This window comes from Aeromicrobium sp. Sec7.5, from assembly GCF_036867135.1.
Lineage (GTDB): Bacteria > Actinomycetota > Actinomycetes > Propionibacteriales > Nocardioidaceae > Aeromicrobium.
Genome location: NZ_JBAJIJ010000002.1, coordinates 289,899 through 309,874, shown reverse-complemented (window position 1 = coordinate 309,874; position 19,976 = coordinate 289,899). Strand labels below are relative to the sequence as shown.

Genomic DNA, 19,976 nt, shown 5'->3' with positions numbered 1-19,976 from the left:
GGAGACCTACGTCGATCCCGCGACAGGTGAGGTCAAGACTCGAGTCTGCGACTCTGGCAGCTCCGGTGGTGGCGGCACGCCGGGTGCAGGGGCGACGGAGTGCACGCGCTCGACAGGTGAGGCCGTCCCGTGCACCTCCGGCTCTGGGCGCTGGTCTCCGGTGAACGACTGCTACTTGTTTCCCACGGAGCAGCCTGATCCGAGCGATCCGAGGTGGGCAACCGCGGGTGGCGCGCCTGAAACAGGCCGCTTCTACACCTGCGACGACAACCCACAACTCTGGATCTACGTCGCCAACGGTGAGGCCGCGCCGCCGGATCCTGCCGTGTTGGCGCAGGAGGCTCTTGGTGCGGTGCAGCTGACTACGCCGACGGTTCAGTTGGCGCCGTCTCCGCCGGCGAAGTCATACGTCGGCCTGGACACCTGGATGTGGATGCCAGCAGTCCAGTGGGCCCCGCTGACGAACACCGTCACCGCCGGCGCGACATCGGTGACGGTCACGATCGAGCCACGCTGGGTGACCTGGAACATGGGCCCCGGGTCGAAGGTCTGTTACGACGCAGGCCGGGTCTGGCAGGTCGGTCAGATGCCTCCCGGCTCCACGACGTCGTGCTCTTACAGGTACACCCGCGTGAGCGATTTCCAACCGAACGGCATGTGGCCCGTCTCGGCGGCGATCACGTGGCGCGTCAACTGGACGTGCGCCGGTAACTGCTTGGCGACCGCGGGATCCCTCGGCGAGGTCGACGGCCCCTCGGGGACCGCGAACTTGGTCGTGGGGGAGCGGCAGTCGGTCAACGTCCTGCCTGATGAGAAGAGGAACCAATGAGCACCCGCACCCCCGCGCCGCCGCCGCCGAGCGCCCGGGAGGGCGCGCTGTCCGGTCGGCGCATCGACGACCGGCGCATGAGGACGCTGCCTCGCCGGCGTGGGCTTCTCGCCTTCGCCGGCCTGATGATCGCCGGATCCGCCCTGGCCGGTGCCGTGCTGTTCTCACAGTTCGGGGACCGCACCGACGTTCTCGCCGTCAAGGAGGACGTCGCCAAGGGCCAGGTCATCACGGAGAAGGACCTCGAGCGCCAGTCCGTCGCGGGCGTCGACGGCGCAGTCCCGGTCTCAGCGATCGACACGGTTATCGGGAAGACGGCGCAGGTGGACATGGTCTCCGGGCAGATCGTCACCGACTCGATGGTCACCAGCGACCCGGTCCCCGGTGACGGGAGTGCGACCGTCGGGTTGAGCCTGGACGCAGCGCGCGCACCCTCGGCCGGCCTCAGTGCTGGCGACCTGGTCAGCGTGGTCGCAGTTCCGAGCGGCACGGTCGACCTGAGCCCGAGCACCGCATTGGACGCCCCCCAGATCCTCGCCCGTGAGGCCGAGGTCCTGGAGGTCCAGGGCTCGGCCACCGAAGGCGCCACGGTCCTGGTCACGGTCGTCGTCGACGAGGATGACGCCACCACGATCGCCGCGTACTCCGCGGCGGGTCTCGTGGCCGTGGTCGAGACCGCAGCAGCGGGGAACTGACGATGCTGACCGTCCTGTACTCGGCCAAGGGCGCCCCGGGCGTGACGTCGACGGCGCTCGCTCTGGCGGCGGTGTGGCCGCGCCCGGTGGTCCTGCTCGAGGCCGACCCGGCAGGGGGCGACCTGGCGTACCGGTGCCGGGGAGCGTCCGGGGGAGCGGTCGCCTCGAGCCCGAACCTGTTGGGTTTTGCGGCCGCGACCCGTGGCGATCGGGAGTCGACTCTGCAGGAGTGGTCGCAGCCGCTGGCGTGTGGCGTGCAGGTCGTCGTGGGGGTTCAGCTGCCCGCGCAGGCTCGCGGCATCGGTGACCTGTGGCGTCGCCTCGCGGTGACCGCCGCCTCGGCCGACGTCGACGTGATCGCCGACATCGGCCGGCTCGGGCACGACGCAGCGACGATGCCGCTGTTGGTCTCGGCCGACGTGCGGGTCCCGGTGATGGCCAGCGCGGTCGAGTCGATCCTGCACACCCGGGCGCACCTGTTGGACGTGACGGTCGCGGGCGGGCGAACAGTGCCGCTGATGGTCGGCCCCGGCCGGTCAGCGGCCGCGGACTGCCGCGACGTCGACGACGTCCTGACGCAGGCCGGTGTCATCGCGGCCCCAGCCGCCCACCTTCCGCTGGATCATCCCGGCCTCGCTGCTTTGCAGGGCGGCGCTTCGCCGACCGGGCGTGGCCGCTCGTCTCAGCTGGTTCGCGGTGCTCGCACGGCCGCTGAGCACCTTCTCGCGACCGCAGGACTTGAGGTCCACTGATGAGTCTGGACAACGAGCTCGTCGCTCGTCTGCAGCAGCAGGTCGGAGACCGGTTGCAGACTCAGCGGGCGCAACGTCGCTCGGCTGGCCAGCCGGTGCTCTCGCCGGCCAGCGAGCAGCAGCTCGCACGGCAGATGATCGCCGAGGTCCTGCGCGGTCATGCGGAGAGCAGGATGGCCGAAGGAGTCCCGCCGCTGCCGCCCGAGGCCGATGACGAGATCTCCGAGGCCATTTACGCGCGCATGTTCGGCGCGGGCCGGTTGCAGCGCCTCCTCGACGACGACTCGATCGAGAACATCGACATCAACGGCGCCGATGAGGTCTGGATCAGCCGCGCAGGAGCGGACTACCCCGAACTCGGAGAACCGGTCGCCGCCAACGACGCGGAGCTGATCGAGATGATCCAGACCCTCGCGTCCTTCAGTGGCCTGTCCTCGCGACCCTTCGACGCGGCGAACCCCGAGCTGGACCTGCAGCTGCCCGACGGCAGCCGCCTGTCGGCGGTTCAGGCCGTCGCGGCTCGCCCTGCGGTCTCCATCCGGCGCCACCGGTTCCAGAAGGTCGACCTGGACGATCTTGTCGGCCTGGGGACGTTGACGCACGAGACAGCCGACTTCCTGCGCGCGATCGTCGCTGCGAGGTTCTCCGTGGTGATCGCTGGCGGAACCAACGCCGGCAAGACGACCCTCCTTCGCGCGATGGCCGCGGAGATCCCCCCACAGGAACGCATCATCACCATTGAGAAGGCGCTCGAGCTCGGCCTGCGCGATGACCGCGAACGCCACCCGAACTGCCTGGCCCTGGAGTCCCGCCCGGCCAACACTGAGGGCGCTGGCGGGATCACGATGGCGCAGCTGGTCAAGCGCACCCTGCGCCAGAACCCGTCACGGGTCATCGTCGGTGAGGTCCTCGGCGACGAGATCGTGCCCATGTTGAACGCGATGAGCCAGGGCAACGACGGCTCACTGTCGACCATCCACGCCGACAGCGCCCGCGAGAGCTTCAACCGCATCAGCAGCTACGCCCAGCAGGCCGAGGGCCTTCCCCGTCAGGTCGTCCACGAGATGATCGCTGGCGCGGTGGAGTTCGTGGTGTTCGTCGGCCGCGACGTCCACGGCGGTGTTCGCCGGGTCCGGACGATTCTGGAGGTCAACGGGTACGACGAGCATATCGGCGTCTCCGCCTCCGAGGTCTTCACCTCCGATGACGCCGGCAACGCGGTACGGAACTACCAGGTGCCGGTCCAGCGTGCCGAACGCCTGCGCGCGACCGGCTGGAACGACGGGGGCGGTTCCTGGTGAGCATCCTCGGACTCCTCATCGGGGCGTGCCTGGCTGGCGGGGTGATCCTCGCCGTTGCCGCCTGGCTCGGCTGGTCCCCGCCGCCGTTACCCACGCGAAGTACGACGCGGCTTACCGCAGCGCGAGATCGGCTCTGGAAGTCGACGCTCGCGATCGTCGTGGTCGCCGTGGTGACGCGGTGGCCGGTCGCCGCTGTGGCGGCCGGAACGGTGACCTGGATGTGGCCAGCCCTGTTCGGGGGCACGGCCGAAGGGCGCGCCCATCTGGCGCGCCTGGAATCGGTGGCCACGTGGACCGAGTCTCTACGCGACACGATGGCGGCCGCGATTGGGCTGGAGCAGGCCATCATCGCGTCGGCGGAGGCAGCACCACCGGCGATCGCTCCCGAGCTGAACAAGCTGGTTGGACGTCTGCGTGCCCACGTCCCGCTGCCGCAGGCTCTGGCGGCGTTCGGCGAGGACCTGGACGACCCCTCGGTCGACCTGGTCGTGGCGGCGCTGATCATGAATGCCCGGCTTCGCGGGTCGGGTCTGACTGGGACGCTCACCGCGTTGGCCGAGACCGCACGATCTGAGCTGGAAATGCGGACTCGCGTCGAGGAGAGCCGCAACAGTCTGCGTCGTGACGCCCGGATCATCGTGGGCGTCGCAGTGGGGTTCGCCGGTGGCGTGATGCTGCTCAGCCGCACATACCTCGAGCCCTATGGCACCGCAATGGGACAACTCATGTTGATGTTAATCCTGGGCTGCTTCATCGCTGGCTTCGCGTGGATTCGTAGCGCCTCACGGATCGAGTTGCCCGAACGGTTCCTGGTTCGGCCTCAAGACCTCGTCCTCGAGCAGAGCGTAGGTGGCCGATGATCACCGCGGCGCTCGCGATCGGCGCTACCGCGGGAGTAGGTCTGCTGGCGCTCGTGTGGGCCATCGTTCCACCGCGGCGCGACCTTGCGGCGGCGGTCATGGCGATTGACTCTCAACGCCCACGGTCCGTCGTCACCGTCGAGGACACCAGGGAGCCGATCGGGGACCGGCTGGGACGGTGGTTGGCCGTGCAGTTGGAGCGCCAGGGCTTCGCAGCACCGAAGCTCCGCGCCAATCTGTCCCTGCTGGGCCGTCCGCTGGAGGCTCACCTGGTCAAGATGGTGCTGATGGCAGGAGTGGGCCTGAGCGTGCCGGTGCTAATGAGCGCCGTCCTGATTGCTGGCGGCGTCAACACCGGAACCGCCGTTCCCCTGGTTGTAGGCCTGGCGCTGGCCGTGGCTTTCGCGCTGGTCCCCAACTCCACGGTCGCGGCTGCCGCTGCCAAGAGGCGAGACGAACTGCGTCGAGCGCTCTCGTGCTATCTCGACTTGGTCTCCATGGCCTTGGCCGGCGGCCGAGGTGTCCCGGAGGCCCTGCCAGCTGCGTCCGCGTTGGGACGAGGGTGGGCGTTCGAAGTGATCGCAGACGCCTTGAGCTTGGCGAGGTACACCGGGATCACGCCCTGGGAGGCACTCCGCGATCTCGGCGAACGAGTCACTGTCGGAGAGCTCCGCGACCTCGGATCGGCATTGAGCCTGGTAGCCGATGACGGCGCCAAGGTCAGAGAGTCCCTACGAGTTCGAGCCGCGACCGCTCGAGCTCGGCAACTAGTGGAGTCCGAAGGCAGGGCCGAGCGATCGTCGGACTCGATCAAGTACGCGCACCTGTTTCTGGGATTCAGCTTCATGCTGTTTCTCGGTTATCCCGCCGTCGCAGCTGTGATGGCGATCTGACTACCAAGGAGACCTTATGCACCTCGAACTGCAGTTCTGGAAGACGTGGCTGATCTCGCACTTGACCGGCGAGAAGGTGCGTCACGACGAGCGCGGCATCGCCACCGAGTACCTGATCATCGCCGCCGTGATGGGCGCTGCGGCGCTGACCGTGTGCGCGATCCTCGTCGCCAAGTGGATCTCGAGCGCCAATTCCGTCCCGATCGGGTGATCACCGAGGGCCTCTCGTGGCCTTGTGGGGGTAACGATGCGACGAGCCGAAGAAGGTAGGTGTGAGCGTGAAGCGACGAGATGAGCGTGGCGAGATCGCGACGACTCTTCTCGTCGCGCCGACACTGTTCCTCCTGATCATGACGGTGTTCCAGTTCGCTCTCATCGCCCACGCACGCAACGTTGCTGAAGCCGCCGCCCAGGAGGCGGTTGCTTCGGCCTCCACGTTCGACGGAACTGCAGCCGATGGCCAGGCAAGCGCCACGGCCGCTCTCGACACTCTGGGTCCAAGAATGCTCACCAATCGGACCGTCGACGTCGACCGCTCGGCGACGACCGTCACGGTTAGCGTGACGGGTACCCCCTTGTCGTTCATCCCTTTCCTCAAGCCGACGATTGTCGAGACGTCCACGGGACCGATCGAGCGGTACGTGGCGCCGGAGAGCGACGTCCCATGAGCCGCCGACAGCCGCGGCCAGATCGAGGCTCGGCAGGGCTGGAGCTCGTGATCATGACCACGTTCCTCGTCGTGGCCTTGTTGTTCGTGGCTGGGCTTTCCCGCTACGCACGCGCGAGCCAGCAGGTTGAGGATCTCGCGGGCGAGGCCGCCCGGGCGGCCTCGCTGGAACGAAACACTTCCTTGGCCACCGCACGCGGGGAGGAAACGATCAGGGCTTCCTTGCAGAGCCGCGGTCTCTCCTGCGCTCAGTTGACCGTCGACATCGACGTTTCGAACTACCAGCCCGGTGGGGTAGTCAGAGCCGACGTGACCTGCATCGCCGACCTGAGCGACGTCGCACTCAGCGGCCTTCCAGGAACGGCCGCATTCACCGGCTCCGCGTCGGTGCCGATCGAGGAGTACCGGTCAAAATGAGGTCCCAGGACGAACGCGGGTCAACCACCATCTTCATCCTCGTGATGGCACTGGCGCTGTTCGGAAGCGCAGCACTGGTCATCGACGGCGGCTACGCACTATCCGAGCGACGCGAACTCACCAATCAGGCCGAACAGGCCGCGCGCGTCGGCGCCGATGCGCTCAACCAAAACTCCCTGCGCGATGGTGGCCGAGTCTCCGTTGACCCCGCTCGGGCCCGAGCCGCCGCCGACGCATACCTGCGGGCGGTCGACGCCCCGCCGTCGACCATCACGATCACCGGCAGTCGAGTGACGGTGACTCTCTCGACCACCTACGACACGGTCCTCTTGTCGGTCATCGGCATGAACGAGATGTCTGTTTCGGGAAGCGGCTCGGCCGAGTCGATCGACGCTGACGGGCTCTAGGAGACAACCATGAAGTGGATCAAGGCTCTCGGCGCACTGCTGCTGCTCGGCGCCATCGTCATCGGCACACCGCTGCTCTTGATCGCGTTCGTGGGATCACCGATCCCCGACGACCTCAGCCTCGGGATGCAGCTGACCGACACCGTGCTGATCCAGTTGCTCTCCCTGATCGTGTGGGCGTTCTGGCTGCAGACCTGCTGGTGCATCGCGCTCGAGGTCGTGGCCACCGCGAAGTCCCACCAACTGAACCGCACACCCGGTGCGTTCGGCGTCCAGACGCTCTTCGCCCGCACCATGATCGGCCTGGTCGTCGCCGCGTTCGTCAGCGTGCCACTTCTGCCGTCGCCAGTGCAGGCCAACACCGCACCTGCGCCGTCGCCGTCACCTTCGCAGAGTGTCGAGCAGACCCCCGAGACCGTCACGCCGGCAGCCGAAGCAACACCCGAAACGGCGGCCGAGACACCCGCCGTCGACCCGGTGCCGGCGACGGCCGAGATCGTCGTCGAACGCGGCGATACGCTCTGGGCCCTGGCCCAGAACCACCTGGGTGATCCCGAGCGGTGGACTGAGATCGCCCAGCTCAACGACGGCCAGACCATGATCGACGGCTCCACGTTCGCCTCCGCCAGCCTCCTGCGCCCCGGATGGGTCCTTCAGTCGCCCGCAACCGCCGCACCACAGACACCCGCGACGGCACCGGCAGCGGTCGACTACACCGTGCAGGCCGGCGACACCCTGTCGCAGATCGCCGCCGACGAGCTCGGTGACGCAGGCCGGTACCCGGAGATCTTCGAGGCGTCCAAGCACCTCGAGCAGCCTGTCGCGCTGACCGACCCGAACCTGATCTACCCCGGGCAAGGGGACTGCCCCGAGTTTGGTTGACACTCGGGGTTTGTGCTGATTAGGCCGCGGTTGCGGTCGTGTAGATCATCTCAAACTCGGTCGGGGTGAGCTTGCCGAGGGCGCGTTGTCGGCGTCGTCGGTTGTACTTGGTCTCGATCCAGCGGACCATCGCAAGGCGGAGTTCGTCGCGGGTGTCCCAGCGGCGGGTGTTGAGGACGTTCTTCTGCAGGAGGGCGAAGAAGCTCTCCATGCTCGCGTTGTCCCCGGCGCCGTAGGAGCGGCCCATCGAGCCGACCAGCCCATGGTTGGCCAAGAGGGCCTGGGTGCGTTTGGCCCTGAATTGACCGCCCCTGTCCGAATGACACACCGTGGCCTCTGGTGCGCGCAGCGCGATCGCGTTGCGCATCGCCGACTGCGCCAACGATGCCTTCATCCGGGTGTCGATGGAGTAGCCGACGATCCTGTTGGAGAAGACGTCCTTGATTGCGCAGATGTAGAGCTTGCCTTCGCGGGTGGGGTGTTCGGAGATGTCCCAGAGCCAGACCTTGTTCGGGGCGTCGGCGACGAACTCGTGCCGGACGACACCGTGCTCGTCGACCACGGCCAGAAGGTCGTCGTGCGGCGGCGGCCCGGTGCTGCCGGCCTTGGACCGCTTCTTGTGGTGCGAGGCGGTGATGCCAGCGACCTGACAGAGCCGGTGGACGCGGTTCTCACCGACAGTGATGCCGTGCTCATCGGCGAGCTCGTCGGTCAGGAACCGGTAGCCCAACGTGGCGTCGTCCTCGTGGAGGTCGTAGAGCACGTCGATGAGGTGCGCGTCGTCGAAGTCACGCTGGCTGACGGGGTCCTTGAGCCACTTGTAGTACCCCTGGGTCGAGAGCCCCAGGACCCTGCTCGCCACCGCGACCGGCACCCGAACAGGGGCGCCGGCCGCGGCCATCTCGCGGACGAGCGGGAAGGCTATTTTCCCGGCAGATTAGCCTGCGACAGATACGCCGCAGCCCGCCGCAGGACCTCGTTTTCCTGCTCGAGCAGCCGGATCCGCTTCTTGGCCTCACGCAGCTCGGCACGGTCGGCCTCGGTCAGCCCGGGCCGGTGACCGTCCTCGATGTCGGCCTTCTTCAACCAGTTCGACAGGGTCCCTTCAGAGATCCCGAAGTCCTTGGCGATCTGCGACAACGGAGCCTGGCCCTGACGGGCCACAGCCACGACATCGTCGCGGAACTCCTTGGGATAGGGCGCTGGCATGGCGACATCCTCTCCTGCGAGGAACGAATCCTCACACGTCAGGTGTCAACCAAACCGGGGGCAGTCCCAAGTCCTCGACCTTCCGGGGGCGCCACCCGCGGCCGAGACGCCCCAGACCTCACCCGCCCCCGAACCGGAGCCCGCCCCCGAGAGTGCACCGGCGCCCGAGGTCGTCGTGCCGGACGACTTCGGGCCCGAGCCGGTGCCCGATTCGGTGCCCGAGGTTCTCGCGCCCACCGGGGTCACGGCGGGCTCGGAGGGAGCCGTGCCGGAAAGCCCGGCGCCGCCGCCTCCCTCCCCGCAGACCACCACGCCGGCGCCGGCCGACCACGGCGAGCTGGACACGGTCCCGAACGAGACTGACCAGGCTGACGACAGCTGCCTGCCTGGTTGGGTCTGGCCGTCGATGACGTGCGGGGGTGCGCTATTGGCCGGTGGGCTTCTGCTGGTGCTGCGCCAGCGGCGCAGCACCCAGCACCGCTCACGCCGGCCCGGTCTCGTGCTGGCCATGCCCACGACGATCGCGCGCGAGGCTGAACGGTCGATCGCTACGGCCGGGGCCGAACCGGTCGACCTGATCGTGCTGGTCGACCAGGTCCTGCGCCGCACCGCCGCCCATCTGAGCGTCGCGAACGAACAGATCCCCGGCATCGCGGCCATCGAGATCACCCCCGCCGACATCGCCCTCCACCTGCGCACGCCGGCCGTCGCACCGCAGCCGTGGACGACCTCAGAGGACTCCCTGCTGTGGATCCTCGACAGGTCGACCGACCTGGACTCAGTCGGACCCGACCCGCTCGACGACCCGTGCCCGTGGCCGCTGTTGGTGACCATCGGCACCGACGCCGACGAGGGGATCTGGCTGCTGAACCTGGAGGGCCAGGCGGTCACCGTGACCGGTGACCCGCAGAAGGGGCAGGACTTCGCCCGTTACGTCGCCGCCGAGATCGCGTGCAACCCTTGGTCGCGCCACACCGCACTGGACCTGTTGGGCATCGCCGGCGAGCTGGCCCCGATCAACCCCGAGCGGATCAGCTGCCACGACGACTACGCCCGCGCCGCGGCCGAGGCCGTCGCCACGGCGGTCAACACCGCCACCCGTCTGGAGACCACCGGCGATTGTGACGCTTCGGCTGCCCGCGCGGCGGGCACCGATCCCGACGCGTGGCCGTCGCGCCTGGTGATCGTCGGTGGCCCTGCCGACGTCGACGAGCTCGACCAGTTCGCCGGCCTTGTGGAGTCGCAGCGCGGCCGCACCGGAAGTTCGCTGGTGGTGACCGCTGAGCGCGCCGACCAGGGCATGGAGGTCGTCGTCGACGCGTTCGGTCGTCTCACGGTGCCTGCTGTGAACCTGCGGCTGGACGGTGTCGGCCTGACTGCTGCTGAGGCCGGCGGGTGCGCCACTTTGTTGACGCACGTTGAGGTCACCATCGACGAGCCCGCTCCCGAGCTCGAGGGCGAGGACCCGTGGGCCGACCTCATGACGACGACCGGCGCCCTGCGCGATGAGCACCGCATCGAGCGTTCGGCGGTCGCGATCGAACCGGCGGAGTCGATCCTGCCCGAGCCCGACGAGACCTACTGGTCGACCGCCACGACGACCGAGGACGACCTGAGCCGGCTCGCGCCGAAGGTGTCCCTTCGCACCCGCGACCAGGTCGCTGACGCCGACCCAGGACTCGACGCCGACCTGGAGGAGTGGAACTCCGAGGCGGTGCTGCGGCCCCGTCTGACCCTGCTGGGCCCGGTGTCGGCACGGGCCGTCGGGACGTCCCCGGCCAAGCGCCGGCCGTTCTACAGCGAGATGTTCGCCTACATCGCCACGCGCCCCTATGGGGCCACGACCGACGAGGTCGCGGAGGCGTTCGACATCACCCCGGCACGCACCCGCACCGACGTCGGCCGCCTGCGTGACTGGCTCGGCTCCGACCCGTCGACCGGGGCGAAGTATCTCCCGGATGCGCGCGAAGCGCCGGCCGCCGCTTACCGGGGCATCGGCGTCTATCAGGTCGCCGACGCGTTGATCGACCTCGAGCTGTTCCGGCGGCTGCGGACCCGTGGTGAGAGCCGTGGACCCGACGGCGTCGACGACCTCGTGAGGGCGCTCGGCCTGGTCACCGGCAAGCCGTTCGATCAGCTCCGTGCGGGCGGGTGGGGGTGGATGTACGGGGGCGTGCGATTGGACCAGCACGCGGTCTGCGCGATCGCCGACGTCGCTCACATGGTCGTCATCGAGATGCTCACCCGTGGCGACATCAAGTCGGCTCGGACGGCGGTCATGACCGCGTTGATGGCCGCTCCCGACGAGGAGATGTCGCGCCTTGACCTAGCTGCGGTGCTCGAGGCCGAGGGCCACACCGACGAGGCCGTCCGACTCGTTCGTGAGCAGATCTGCAACCGCAGCGACGACGGCGACGCCCCCACCGACATGCCCGCCAGGACCGCCGCTGTCCTGCAAGATCACCCGGCTCTGCTGCGTCGCGCGATCTGATTTCGTGCCCCTCGGAGCGTTCTGAGCTTATGCGGCAAGGCCTCTCGGAAAGTTTTTTCAACTGCCATGTCTCACGACAGCAGTGACGGTTCTGCATCAGGACATCGGTGACTGAAGTAGGGGTCTTGGCGGTGACACTTTGGCCGGGGATGGCCCGGCTCATCGGCGCGGAGGGCTGGCCGCTCGACTTCACCGGTGTCCAGAAACGAACCTGTCGATGCCCGTATCCGTCTTGCGATCTCACTGTGGCCTGCCGGCGCGCCGCGTGGGGCGGTGACCAGCTTCTGCGCCGAGCATCAGATCTCGCGCAAGACGTTCTACGCGATCTTGGCCCGTGCCAGGACCGAGGGCCAGGCGGCGGCGTTGGAACCACGATCACGCCGGCCGTTGACGTCCCCGACCCAGATCCCCGAGGAGATCCAGGCTCAAGCCCTCGGCGTGCGCGTGGCATTGGAGTCCTCCGGCCTGGACTACGGCCCGATCAGCGTCCACGACAAGATGCTCGCCCTGGGCATGACGCCGGTGCCGTCGGTCGCTTCGCTGGCCCGAATCTTCCGGTCCAAAGGTGTGGCCCGGGCCGAGCCGAAGAAGAAGCCGCGGTCCGCCTGGCGCAGGTTCGTCTATCCGGCCCCGAACGCGTGCTGGCAGCTCGACGCCACCGAGTACGTGCTGGCGGGCGGTCGCAAGTGCGTGATCTTCCAGCTCATCGACGACCACTCCCGGCTTGCTGTCGCTTCCCACGTAGCCCACGGTGAGACCTCGGCGGCAGCCATCGAGGTGGTCAACAAGGCCGTCGCTATCTACGGCGTCCCGCAACGGCTTCTGTCCGACAACGGGCGCGCGTTGAACCCGTCACGACGCGGCGTCTTGGGCCGGCTGGTCATCCACCTGAGAGCCCTGGGCGTCGAGCCGATCACGGGCAAGCCGTACAAGCCCACCACCCAGGGCAAGAACGAGCGCTTCCATCAGACCCTGTTCCGGTGGCTCGACAAGCAGCCGCTGGCGACCACGCTGACGCAGCTGCAGGCGCAAGTCGACCAGTTCGACTACGTCTACAACACCCAGCGCCCGCACCAGGGCCTGCCCGGACGAATCACGCCGCAGGAGGCTTGGGACGCCACCCCCGTTGCGGAACCACCGCTCAGCAACCCTGGCGCGTTGCGCACCATCAGCGCGACGAGGCCGAAGCCCACAGCACCGCCGTCGCCAGCTCCCGGCCGACGCAAGCCCTACCGCCCGGCGACCGCATCAGACGCACCGCGCAGCACGACCGTGCGCCACAACGGCACCATCCGCGCTCGCAAGATCGAGTTCTTCATCGGCCGCCAGTACGCCGGACAGACCGTCTACGTCCTCTACCACTCCGAGACCCTCGAGTTCTTCGACCACGAGGGCACCTACATCGCCGAAGCCGACTGGCCGGCACCCGGTATCAGCTACGTCAGATCCGACCAGCTGCGCGCAAGCCCGATCATCACCAGAGTCCCCGACCAGAGCGAAGCGACCGATACCCCGAGAGCCAACGAGATCGTCACCGATCTCCTGAGACATCCGCCGGCTGTCACCGATGTCCCGACACATCGACCGTCACCGGAGTCCTGAGGCAGAAATGTCACCGATGTCCTGAGACATCACAGAAAGTTTTTTCAACTGCCATGTCTCACGACAGCAGTGACGGTTCTGCATCAGGACATCGGTGACTGAAGTAGGGGTCTTGGCGGTGACACTTTGGCCGGGGATGGCCCGGCTCATCGGCGCGGAGGGCTGGCCGCTCGACTTCACCGGTGTCCAGAAACGAACCTGTCGATGCCCGTATCCGTCTTGCGATCTCACTGTGGCCTGCCGGCGCGCCGCGTGGGGCGGTGACCAGCTTCTGCGCCGAGCATCAGATCTCGCGCAAGACGTTCTACGCGATCTTGGCCCGTGCCAGGACCGAGGGCCAGGCGGCGGCGTTGGAACCACGATCACGCCGGCCGTTGACGTCCCCGACCCAGATCCCCGAGGAGATCCAGGCTCAAGCCCTCGGCGTGCGCGTGGCATTGGAGTCCTCCGGCCTGGACTACGGCCCGATCAGCGTCCACGACAAGATGCTCGCCCTGGGCATGACGCCGGTGCCGTCGGTCGCTTCGCTGGCCCGAATCTTCCGGTCCAAAGGTGTGGCCCGGGCCGAGCCGAAGAAGAAGCCGCGGTCCGCCTGGCGCAGGTTCGTCTATCCGGCCCCGAACGCGTGCTGGCAGCTCGACGCCACCGAGTACGTGCTGGCGGGCGGTCGCAAGTGCGTGATCTTCCAGCTCATCGACGACCACTCCCGGCTTGCTGTCGCTTCCCACGTAGCCCACGGTGAGACCTCGGCGGCAGCCATCGAGGTGGTCAACAAGGCCGTCGCTATCTACGGCGTCCCGCAACGGCTTCTGTCCGACAACGGGCGCGCGTTGAACCCGTCACGACGCGGCGTCTTGGGCCGGCTGGTCATCCACCTGAGAGCCCTGGGCGTCGAGCCGATCACGGGCAAGCCGTACAAGCCCACCACCCAGGGCAAGAACGAGCGCTTCCATCAGACCCTGTTCCGGTGGCTCGACAAGCAGCCGCTGGCGACCACGCTGACGCAGCTGCAGGCGCAAGTCGACCAGTTCGACTACGTCTACAACACCCAGCGCCCGCACCAGGGCCTGCCCGGACGAATCACGCCGCAGGAGGCTTGGGACGCCACCCCCGTTGCGGAACCACCGCTCAGCAACCCTGGCGCGTTGCGCACCATCAGCGCGACGAGGCCGAAGCCCACAGCACCGCCGTCGCCAGCTCCCGGCCGACGCAAGCCCTACCGCCCGGCGACCGCATCAGACGCACCGCGCAGCACGACCGTGCGCCACAACGGCACCATCCGCGCTCGCAAGATCGAGTTCTTCATCGGCCGCCAGTACGCCGGACAGACCGTCTACGTCCTCTACCACTCCGAGACCCTCGAGTTCTTCGACCACGAGGGCACCTACATCGCCGAAGCCGACTGGCCGGCACCCGGTATCAGCTACGTCAGATCCGACCAGCTGCGCGCAAGCCCGATCATCACCAGAGTCCCCGACCAGAGCGAAGCGACCGATACCCCGAGAGCCAACGAGATCGTCACCGATCTCCTGAGACATCCGCCGGCTGTCACCGATGTCCCGACACATCGACCGTCACCGGAGTCCTGAGGCAGAAATGTCACCGATGTCCTGAGACATCACAGAAAGTTTTTTCAACTGCCATGTCTCACGACAGCAGTGACGGTTCTGCATCAGGACATCGGTGACTGAAGTAGGGGTCTTGGCGGTGACACTTTGGCCGGGGATGGCCCGGCTCATCGGCGCGGAGGGCTGGCCGCTCGGTGACGTCCCGCTGTGTGGTGGAGTTTCTCGACACCGTGCGGGTCAGTGGTTGCGAGTCTAGGCCGCGTCGATTGAATCGCCCCGGCGAGTCTGGAGGGTCGGTTTGGTGGCTCAGCCGGTCGGCGTGAGCCGGTTTCTTGCAGCGTAGTGAACTTCCTCGGCCTGGACGGGTGTCAGGTCGTCGATCGATTCGTGCGGGCGCTCGTTGTTGAACCAGTCGACCCAGTTCAGGGTCTCGAGCTCGACGTGCTCCAGGCCCCGCCAGGGACCCTCGGGGCGGATCAGCTCGGACTTGAACAGCCCGATCTGGGACTCGGCCAACGCGTTGTCGTAGGCATCGCCGACAGATCCGACCGAGGGGTCGACGCCGGCCTCGACGAGCCGCTCGGTGAACGCGAACGAGACGTATTGACTGCCGGCGTCGGTGTGATGGATCAGCCCGGTCAGGTCGGTGACCCCGCCCTGGGAGCGGGTCCAGATCGCGTGCTCGAGGGTGTCCAAGACCAGGTCGGTCTTCATCCTCGTGGCTGCCCGCCAGCCCACGATCCGGCGGCTGAAGACGTCGAAGACGAACGCGACATAGACCGTCCCGGACCAGGTCGCGACATAGGTGAAGTCCGCGACCCACAACTGATTCGGCCGCGTCGCGAGGAACTGACGATCGACCAGATCCGCCGGCCGACGTGCTGACGGGTCGGCAATCGTGGTGCGGTGCTTCTTGCGCCGCCGTGCCCCTTCCCAGCCCTGCTGGCGATAGAGACGCTCGATCGTGCACCGAGCGACGTCATGTCCGCGCCCTCGCAAGTGCAACCACATCTTGCGCGCACCGAACCTGGCCACGAACTTCTGCCGCTGTCGCTCGGCCTCGATCAGCGCGACGATCTGCCCATCACGCAGCGCCCTCTTCGACGGTCGCCGCGAGACGTTGTCGTAGTAAGTCGACGGGGCGATCTTCAACCCGTGCTCACTCAGCACGCGACAGATCGGCTCGACCCCGAACTCACCCTTGCGGGACTCGATGAATTCGATCAGTGCCGGTAGGGGCGGTCGAGCTCCGCCGCGAAGAAAGCCGATGCGCTCTTCAAGATCTCGTTCGCCCGCCGCAGCTCAGCGACTTCCTTCTTCAGCTCACGGATCTCCGCCAGCTCCTCGGACGTCTTGCCAGGGCGGACACCATCGTCGACCTCAGCCCGCCGCAACCACTTGCGCAGTGACTCCGGCGACGTGATCCCGAGCTTGGCCGAGATCGACTTGATCGCCGCGTACTCCGACTCATACTCAGCCCGAGACTCGATCACCATCCGGACCGCGCGCTCCTGCAACTCAAGCGGATACCTCGAGGGACGTGCCATGAAGATCATCCTTCCAACGAAAGGACTCTCCAGACATCCCGGGGCGATTCAGATCGCGGCGATGCCCACCTCCTCGAGCTCGATGGATGCGGCGGTCAGGAGCTTCATGGAGTTCTCGCTGAAGTAGCGGCGGTCGGCGCTGTCCCATTCGTCGTGTTGCTCGATCAGGACGTGTCCAGCGAGCCGCAGCAGGGCCGCGGGGTTGGGGAAGACGCCGACGACGTTCGTGCGGCGCTTGATCTCCTTGTTCAACCGTTCCAGCGGGTTGGTCGACCAGATCTGCTGCCAGTGCCCTGGTGGGAACTCCGCGAACGCGAGGAGGTCTTCGCGGGCGTCGTCGAGCATGTCCGCGACCGCCGGATGGGAGCGGGTGAGCATGGTGACGACCTCGTCGAACTGGGCCCGGACCAGCTCTCGCTTGCCGCGTGGGACGAAGATCGTGCGGATGATCGCGGCGACCATCGGGCCGGCGACCTTGGGCACTCGCGCGAGGACGTTGCGCATGAAGTGGACCCGGCAACGTTGCCAGGCAGCGCCGGCGAAGCAGGTGCTGATCGCGGCCATCAGGCCGGTGTGGGCGTCGGAGACGACCAGCTGGACCCCGGACAGGCCGCGGGCCTTCAGGGAGCGGAAGAAGTCGGTCCAGAACGGTTCGGACTCGGTGTCTCCGACGTCGAATCCCAGGACCTCACGGCGGCCGTCAGCGGCGACGCCGACCGCGACCACGATCGCCTGGGACACGACCCGCCGGCCGACTCTGGCTTTGCAGTAGGTCGCATCGACGAACACATACGGATAGGCCATCTGATCGAGCGGGCGCTCTCGGAACGCGGCGACGTCCTCGTCGAGATTGACGCAGATCCGTGAGACCTCGGACTTCGAGATACCCGTGTCAGCACCGAGCGCCCGGACGAGGTCGTCGACCTTGCGGGTGCTGACGCCGTGAACGTAGGCCTCCATCACCACCGCGAAGAGCGCTTGGTCGACCCGACGGCGTCGTTCGAGCAGCGAGGGAAAGAACGAACCGGCACGCAGCTTCGGGATCCGCAGATCCAACTGACCGGCCGTCGTCGTGACCGTCTTCGGCCGGCTGCCATTACGTTGCGTCACCCGCTCGGGAGTCCGCTCAAACGGGGCCGCGCCGATCGCCGCCGCGGCCTCGGCATCAATCAATTCCTGGTAGAGCTTCTGCGTCGCGATCCGGATCCGATCGGTGACATCGGTGTCCTTGAGTTCCCCGAGCAGCTCGAGGAGGGCAGACTGGTCAAGAGCCATCGTGCGTTGTGTCTTTCTGTGAGTTCCTTGGTCGGTACTCACTGACCATCGCACGATGGCTCACCTCATCGAGGCCAACACCGGGAACTACACCACCAGCCGGGACGTCACCTGGCCGCTCGACTTCACCGGTGTCCAGAAACGAACCTGTCGATGCCCGTATCCGTCTTGCGATCTCACTGTGGCCTGCCGGCGCGCCGCGTGGGGCGGTGACCAGCTTCTGCGCCGAGCATCAGATCTCGCGCAAGACGTTCTACGCGATCTTGGCCCGTGCCAGGACCGAGGGCCAGGCGGCGGCGTTGGAACCACGATCACGCCGGCCGTTGACGTCCCCGACCCAGATCCCCGAGGAGATCCAGGCTCAAGCCCTCGGCGTGCGCGTGGCATTGGAGTCCTCCGGCCTGGACTACGGCCCGATCAGCGTCCACGACAAGATGCTCGCCCTGGGCATGACGCCGGTGCCGTCGGTCGCTTCGCTGGCCCGAATCTTCCGGTCCAAAGGTGTGGCCCGGGCCGAGCCGAAGAAGAAGCCGCGGTCCGCCTGGCGCAGGTTCGTCTATCCGGCCCCGAACGCGTGCTGGCAGCTCGACGCCACCGAGTACGTGCTGGCGGGCGGTCGCAAGTGCGTGATCTTCCAGCTCATCGACGACCACTCCCGGCTTGCTGTCGCTTCCCACGTAGCCCACGGTGAGACCTCGGCGGCAGCCATCGAGGTGGTCAACAAGGCCGTCGCTATCTACGGCGTCCCGCAACGGCTTCTGTCCGACAACGGGCGCGCGTTGAACCCGTCACGACGCGGCGTCTTGGGCCGGCTGGTCATCCACCTGAGAGCCCTGGGCGTCGAGCCGATCACGGGCAAGCCGTACAAGCCCACCACCCAGGGCAAGAACGAGCGCTTCCATCAGACCCTGTTCCGGTGGCTCGACAAGCAGCCGCTGGCGACCACGCTGACGCAGCTGCAGGCGCAAGTCGACCAGTTCGACTACGTCTACAACACCCAGCGCCCGCACCAGGGCCTGCCCGGACGAATCACGCCGCAGGAGGCTTGGGACGCCACCCCCGTTGCGGAACCACCGCTCAGCAACCCTGGCGCGTTGCGCACCATCAGCGCGACGAGGCCGAAGCCCACAGCACCGCCGTCGCCAGCTCCCGGCCGACGCAAGCCCTACCGCCCGGCGACCGCATCAGACGCACCGCGCAGCACGACCGTGCGCCACAACGGCACCATCCGCGCTCGCAAGATCGAGTTCTTCATCGGCCGCCAGTACGCCGGACAGACCGTCTACGTCCTCTACCACTCCGAGACCCTCGAGTTCTTCGACCACGAGGGCACCTACATCGCCGAAGCCGACTGGCCGGCACCCGGTATCAGCTACGTCAGATCCGACCAGCTGCGCGCAAGCCCGATCATCACCAGAGTCCCCGACCAGAGCGAAGCGACCGATACCCCGAGAGCCAACGAGATCGTCACCGATCTCCTGAGACATCCGCCGGCTGTCACCGATGTCCCGACACATCGACCGTCACCGGAGTCCTGAGGCAGAAATGTCACCGATGTCCTGAGACATCACAAAAGTTTTTTCAACCTTCGGGGGTACGTGCTCTGACCTGCGCAAACGTGGACGTACCCCCTACGTACCCCCCTCGTTTCGGGGCGTGGGGGGTACGAAAGAGGTGATGTCCTCGCGGTTCGTTCCTTGCTGTCCGCAGCAAGGAAGGAAATGCAATGAACGTCGCCACTGCCCTCGGAGTCGGATCGACCTCGGCCCCGGCAATTCGCCAGGCACGAGAGCGTTGGGAGGAATGGATTCGAGTCGAGCCCGATCTCGATATCGGCCTCCAGGTCGACGACCTTCCAGCATGGACCTGGCGCCGAGACCCGCGCACCGACGACGTGCTGCGCGCACTTGCTCGACTGAGTTCGCCCCACGGGCACGACGATCCACTCGCGACCACCGTCCTGGCGTGGCTTCTGGTGCCGGGCGCATCGTCTATCGCTCGCCAGGTACGCGACCGTACGAGTGCGGCTCATGAGCTGACAGCAGGTGCACTCTGGGTTGCATGCCGCGAGGTCGATCCGGAGCGTCAAGCTCCGATTGCGGCGCGCGTCCTTCGCACGACGCGGCGCGCGGTGCAGGCGGAACTCGGGCTGGGTGAAGGAGGTCGGCGAGCTGACAGGGCATGGTCTGCAACCTCGACGTGGAGCCCGCAATGGGGCGGATGGGAGGCGGTGGTCGCCCCCTCTCCGATCACTCAAACCTGTGCCGCCGACGAACTGCTGGATCTCTTGCAGGACGCCACTGCTGCAGGAGTGATCACTCCTGCGGACGGACGCATGCTTCTGGACATCGCACTGATCACCGATCAGGTCGAGTGCACGTCTGGTGTGGGGTCACGACGCGAAGCGTGCGGACTTGGGAACAGGGCCGCGGCCTCAGCGATCAGTCTGCGTCTCGGGGTTAGTGAGCGCACGGTCCGACGTCGTCTCCGGCGTTGCATCGATCAACTGACCGAGTACTCAGTCACGTCGTACCTGGCGTCAGCCTGACCACCCGACGGTCGGCGCGAGGCCTTGGCTCCC

At 67.3% G+C, this 19,976-nt stretch carries 16 protein-coding genes, 3 pseudogenes and 1 other annotated feature; of the genes and pseudogenes, 16 read left to right on the top strand and 3 right to left on the bottom strand.

What is annotated here, in order from left to right; all coding sequences use genetic code 11:
* The first annotated feature begins 160 nt into the window (after positions 1-160).
* The 11 genes from V6S66_RS14795 to V6S66_RS14745 all read left to right on the top strand — a co-directional run bounded on the left by V6S66_RS14795 (position 161) and on the right by V6S66_RS14745 (position 7,703).
* Complete coding sequence (locus tag V6S66_RS14795) at positions 161-829, top strand: hypothetical protein (RefSeq protein WP_334207552.1); 669 nt, start codon at positions 161-163, stop codon at positions 827-829.
* Positions 826-1,524 carry an SAF domain-containing protein gene (locus V6S66_RS14790; RefSeq protein ID WP_334207551.1) on the top strand — a complete coding sequence of 233 codons (699 nt, stop codon included), beginning with the start codon at positions 826-828 and terminating at the stop codon, positions 1,522-1,524. Before V6S66_RS14795 ends, V6S66_RS14790 begins: the two co-directional genes overlap by 4 nt.
* A 2-nt stretch (positions 1,525-1,526) precedes the next feature.
* Positions 1,527-2,276, top strand: a complete 750-nt coding sequence (locus V6S66_RS14785) for a hypothetical protein (protein ID WP_334207550.1) — start codon at positions 1,527-1,529, stop codon at positions 2,274-2,276.
* Positions 2,276-3,577: a CpaF family protein gene (locus V6S66_RS14780; RefSeq protein ID WP_334207549.1), complete on the top strand. Its 1,302-nt coding sequence runs from the start codon at positions 2,276-2,278 to the stop codon at positions 3,575-3,577. Before V6S66_RS14785 ends, V6S66_RS14780 begins: the two co-directional genes overlap by 1 nt.
* Positions 3,574-4,437: a type II secretion system F family protein gene (locus tag V6S66_RS14775; protein WP_334207548.1), complete on the top strand. Its 864-nt coding sequence runs from the start codon at positions 3,574-3,576 to the stop codon at positions 4,435-4,437. Before V6S66_RS14780 ends, V6S66_RS14775 begins: the two co-directional genes overlap by 4 nt.
* Entirely contained in the window at positions 4,434-5,330 is an 897-nt protein-coding gene (locus V6S66_RS14770) for a type II secretion system F family protein (RefSeq protein WP_334207547.1), read from the top strand. Before V6S66_RS14775 ends, V6S66_RS14770 begins: the two co-directional genes overlap by 4 nt.
* 16 nt (positions 5,331-5,346) lie before the next feature.
* Positions 5,347-5,541: a hypothetical protein gene (locus V6S66_RS14765; RefSeq protein ID WP_334207546.1), complete on the top strand. Its 195-nt coding sequence runs from the start codon at positions 5,347-5,349 to the stop codon at positions 5,539-5,541.
* 61 nt (positions 5,542-5,602) lie between these two features.
* On the top strand, positions 5,603-5,998 hold the full coding sequence (locus tag V6S66_RS14760) for a TadE/TadG family type IV pilus assembly protein (protein WP_334207545.1): 396 nt from the start codon (positions 5,603-5,605) through the stop codon (positions 5,996-5,998).
* Between the two features lie 53 nt (positions 5,999-6,051).
* Positions 6,052-6,414: a TadE family protein gene (locus V6S66_RS14755; RefSeq protein ID WP_334207544.1), complete on the top strand. Its 363-nt coding sequence runs from the start codon at positions 6,052-6,054 to the stop codon at positions 6,412-6,414.
* On the top strand, positions 6,411-6,821 hold the full coding sequence (locus V6S66_RS14750) for a TadE/TadG family type IV pilus assembly protein (RefSeq protein ID WP_334207543.1): 411 nt from the start codon (positions 6,411-6,413) through the stop codon (positions 6,819-6,821). The genes V6S66_RS14755 and V6S66_RS14750 overlap by 4 nt, the downstream gene beginning before the upstream one ends.
* 9 nt (positions 6,822-6,830) lie before the next feature.
* Entirely contained in the window at positions 6,831-7,703 is an 873-nt protein-coding gene (locus tag V6S66_RS14745) for a LysM peptidoglycan-binding domain-containing protein (RefSeq protein WP_334207542.1), read from the top strand.
* Between the two features lie 19 nt (positions 7,704-7,722).
* Here V6S66_RS14745 and V6S66_RS14740 read toward each other — a convergent pair.
* Positions 7,723-8,912 (bottom strand): IS3 family transposase gene (locus V6S66_RS14740; protein WP_334204730.1). Its coding sequence is split into 2 segments (ribosomal slippage): positions 7,723-8,631 and positions 8,634-8,912, totalling 1,188 coding nucleotides; the frame shifts between segments, so codons are not numbered across the junction.
* 175 nt (positions 8,913-9,087) lie between these two features.
* Here V6S66_RS14740 and V6S66_RS14735 point away from each other — a divergent pair.
* From V6S66_RS14735 to V6S66_RS14725, 3 genes and pseudogenes are all read left to right on the top strand, one after another.
* The gene (locus tag V6S66_RS14735; RefSeq protein WP_334207541.1) at positions 9,088-11,403 is read left to right on the top strand and encodes a hypothetical protein; all 2,316 of its coding nucleotides are present in this window, start codon (positions 9,088-9,090) and stop codon (positions 11,401-11,403) included.
* 195 nt (positions 11,404-11,598) lie between these two features.
* Positions 11,599-12,846, top strand: a pseudogene (locus tag V6S66_RS14730) (integrase core domain-containing protein); the annotation flags it as partial.
* 341 nt (positions 12,847-13,187) lie between these two features.
* Positions 13,188-14,435: pseudogene (locus tag V6S66_RS14725) on the top strand (integrase core domain-containing protein); the annotation flags it as partial.
* A gap of 444 nt (positions 14,436-14,879) precedes the next feature.
* Here the strand turns inward: V6S66_RS14725 and V6S66_RS14720 are convergent.
* Both V6S66_RS14720 and V6S66_RS14715 read right to left on the bottom strand, forming a co-directional pair.
* A protein-coding gene (locus V6S66_RS14720) for an IS3 family transposase (RefSeq protein ID WP_334207540.1) occupies positions 14,880-16,120 on the bottom strand; the annotation gives its coding sequence in 2 pieces (ribosomal slippage) (positions 14,880-15,838 and positions 15,838-16,120; 1,242 coding nt in all).
* Positions 15,711-15,839 (bottom strand) — a sequence feature (AL1L pseudoknot). It overlaps the preceding gene by 129 nt.
* 48 nt (positions 16,121-16,168) lie before the next feature.
* On the bottom strand, positions 16,169-17,395 hold the full coding sequence (locus V6S66_RS14715) for an IS256 family transposase (RefSeq protein WP_334207539.1): 1,227 nt from the start codon (positions 17,393-17,395) through the stop codon (positions 16,169-16,171).
* 131 nt (positions 17,396-17,526) lie between these two features.
* Here V6S66_RS14715 and V6S66_RS14710 point away from each other — a divergent pair.
* Positions 17,527-18,774, top strand: a pseudogene (locus V6S66_RS14710) (integrase core domain-containing protein); the annotation flags it as partial.
* Positions 18,775-19,121: 347 nt separating this feature from the next.
* Positions 19,122-19,943 (top strand): hypothetical protein, encoded by an 822-nt coding sequence (locus V6S66_RS14705; protein ID WP_334207538.1) that lies wholly within the window; start codon positions 19,122-19,124, stop codon positions 19,941-19,943.
* Positions 19,944-19,976: the final 33 nt, after the last annotated feature.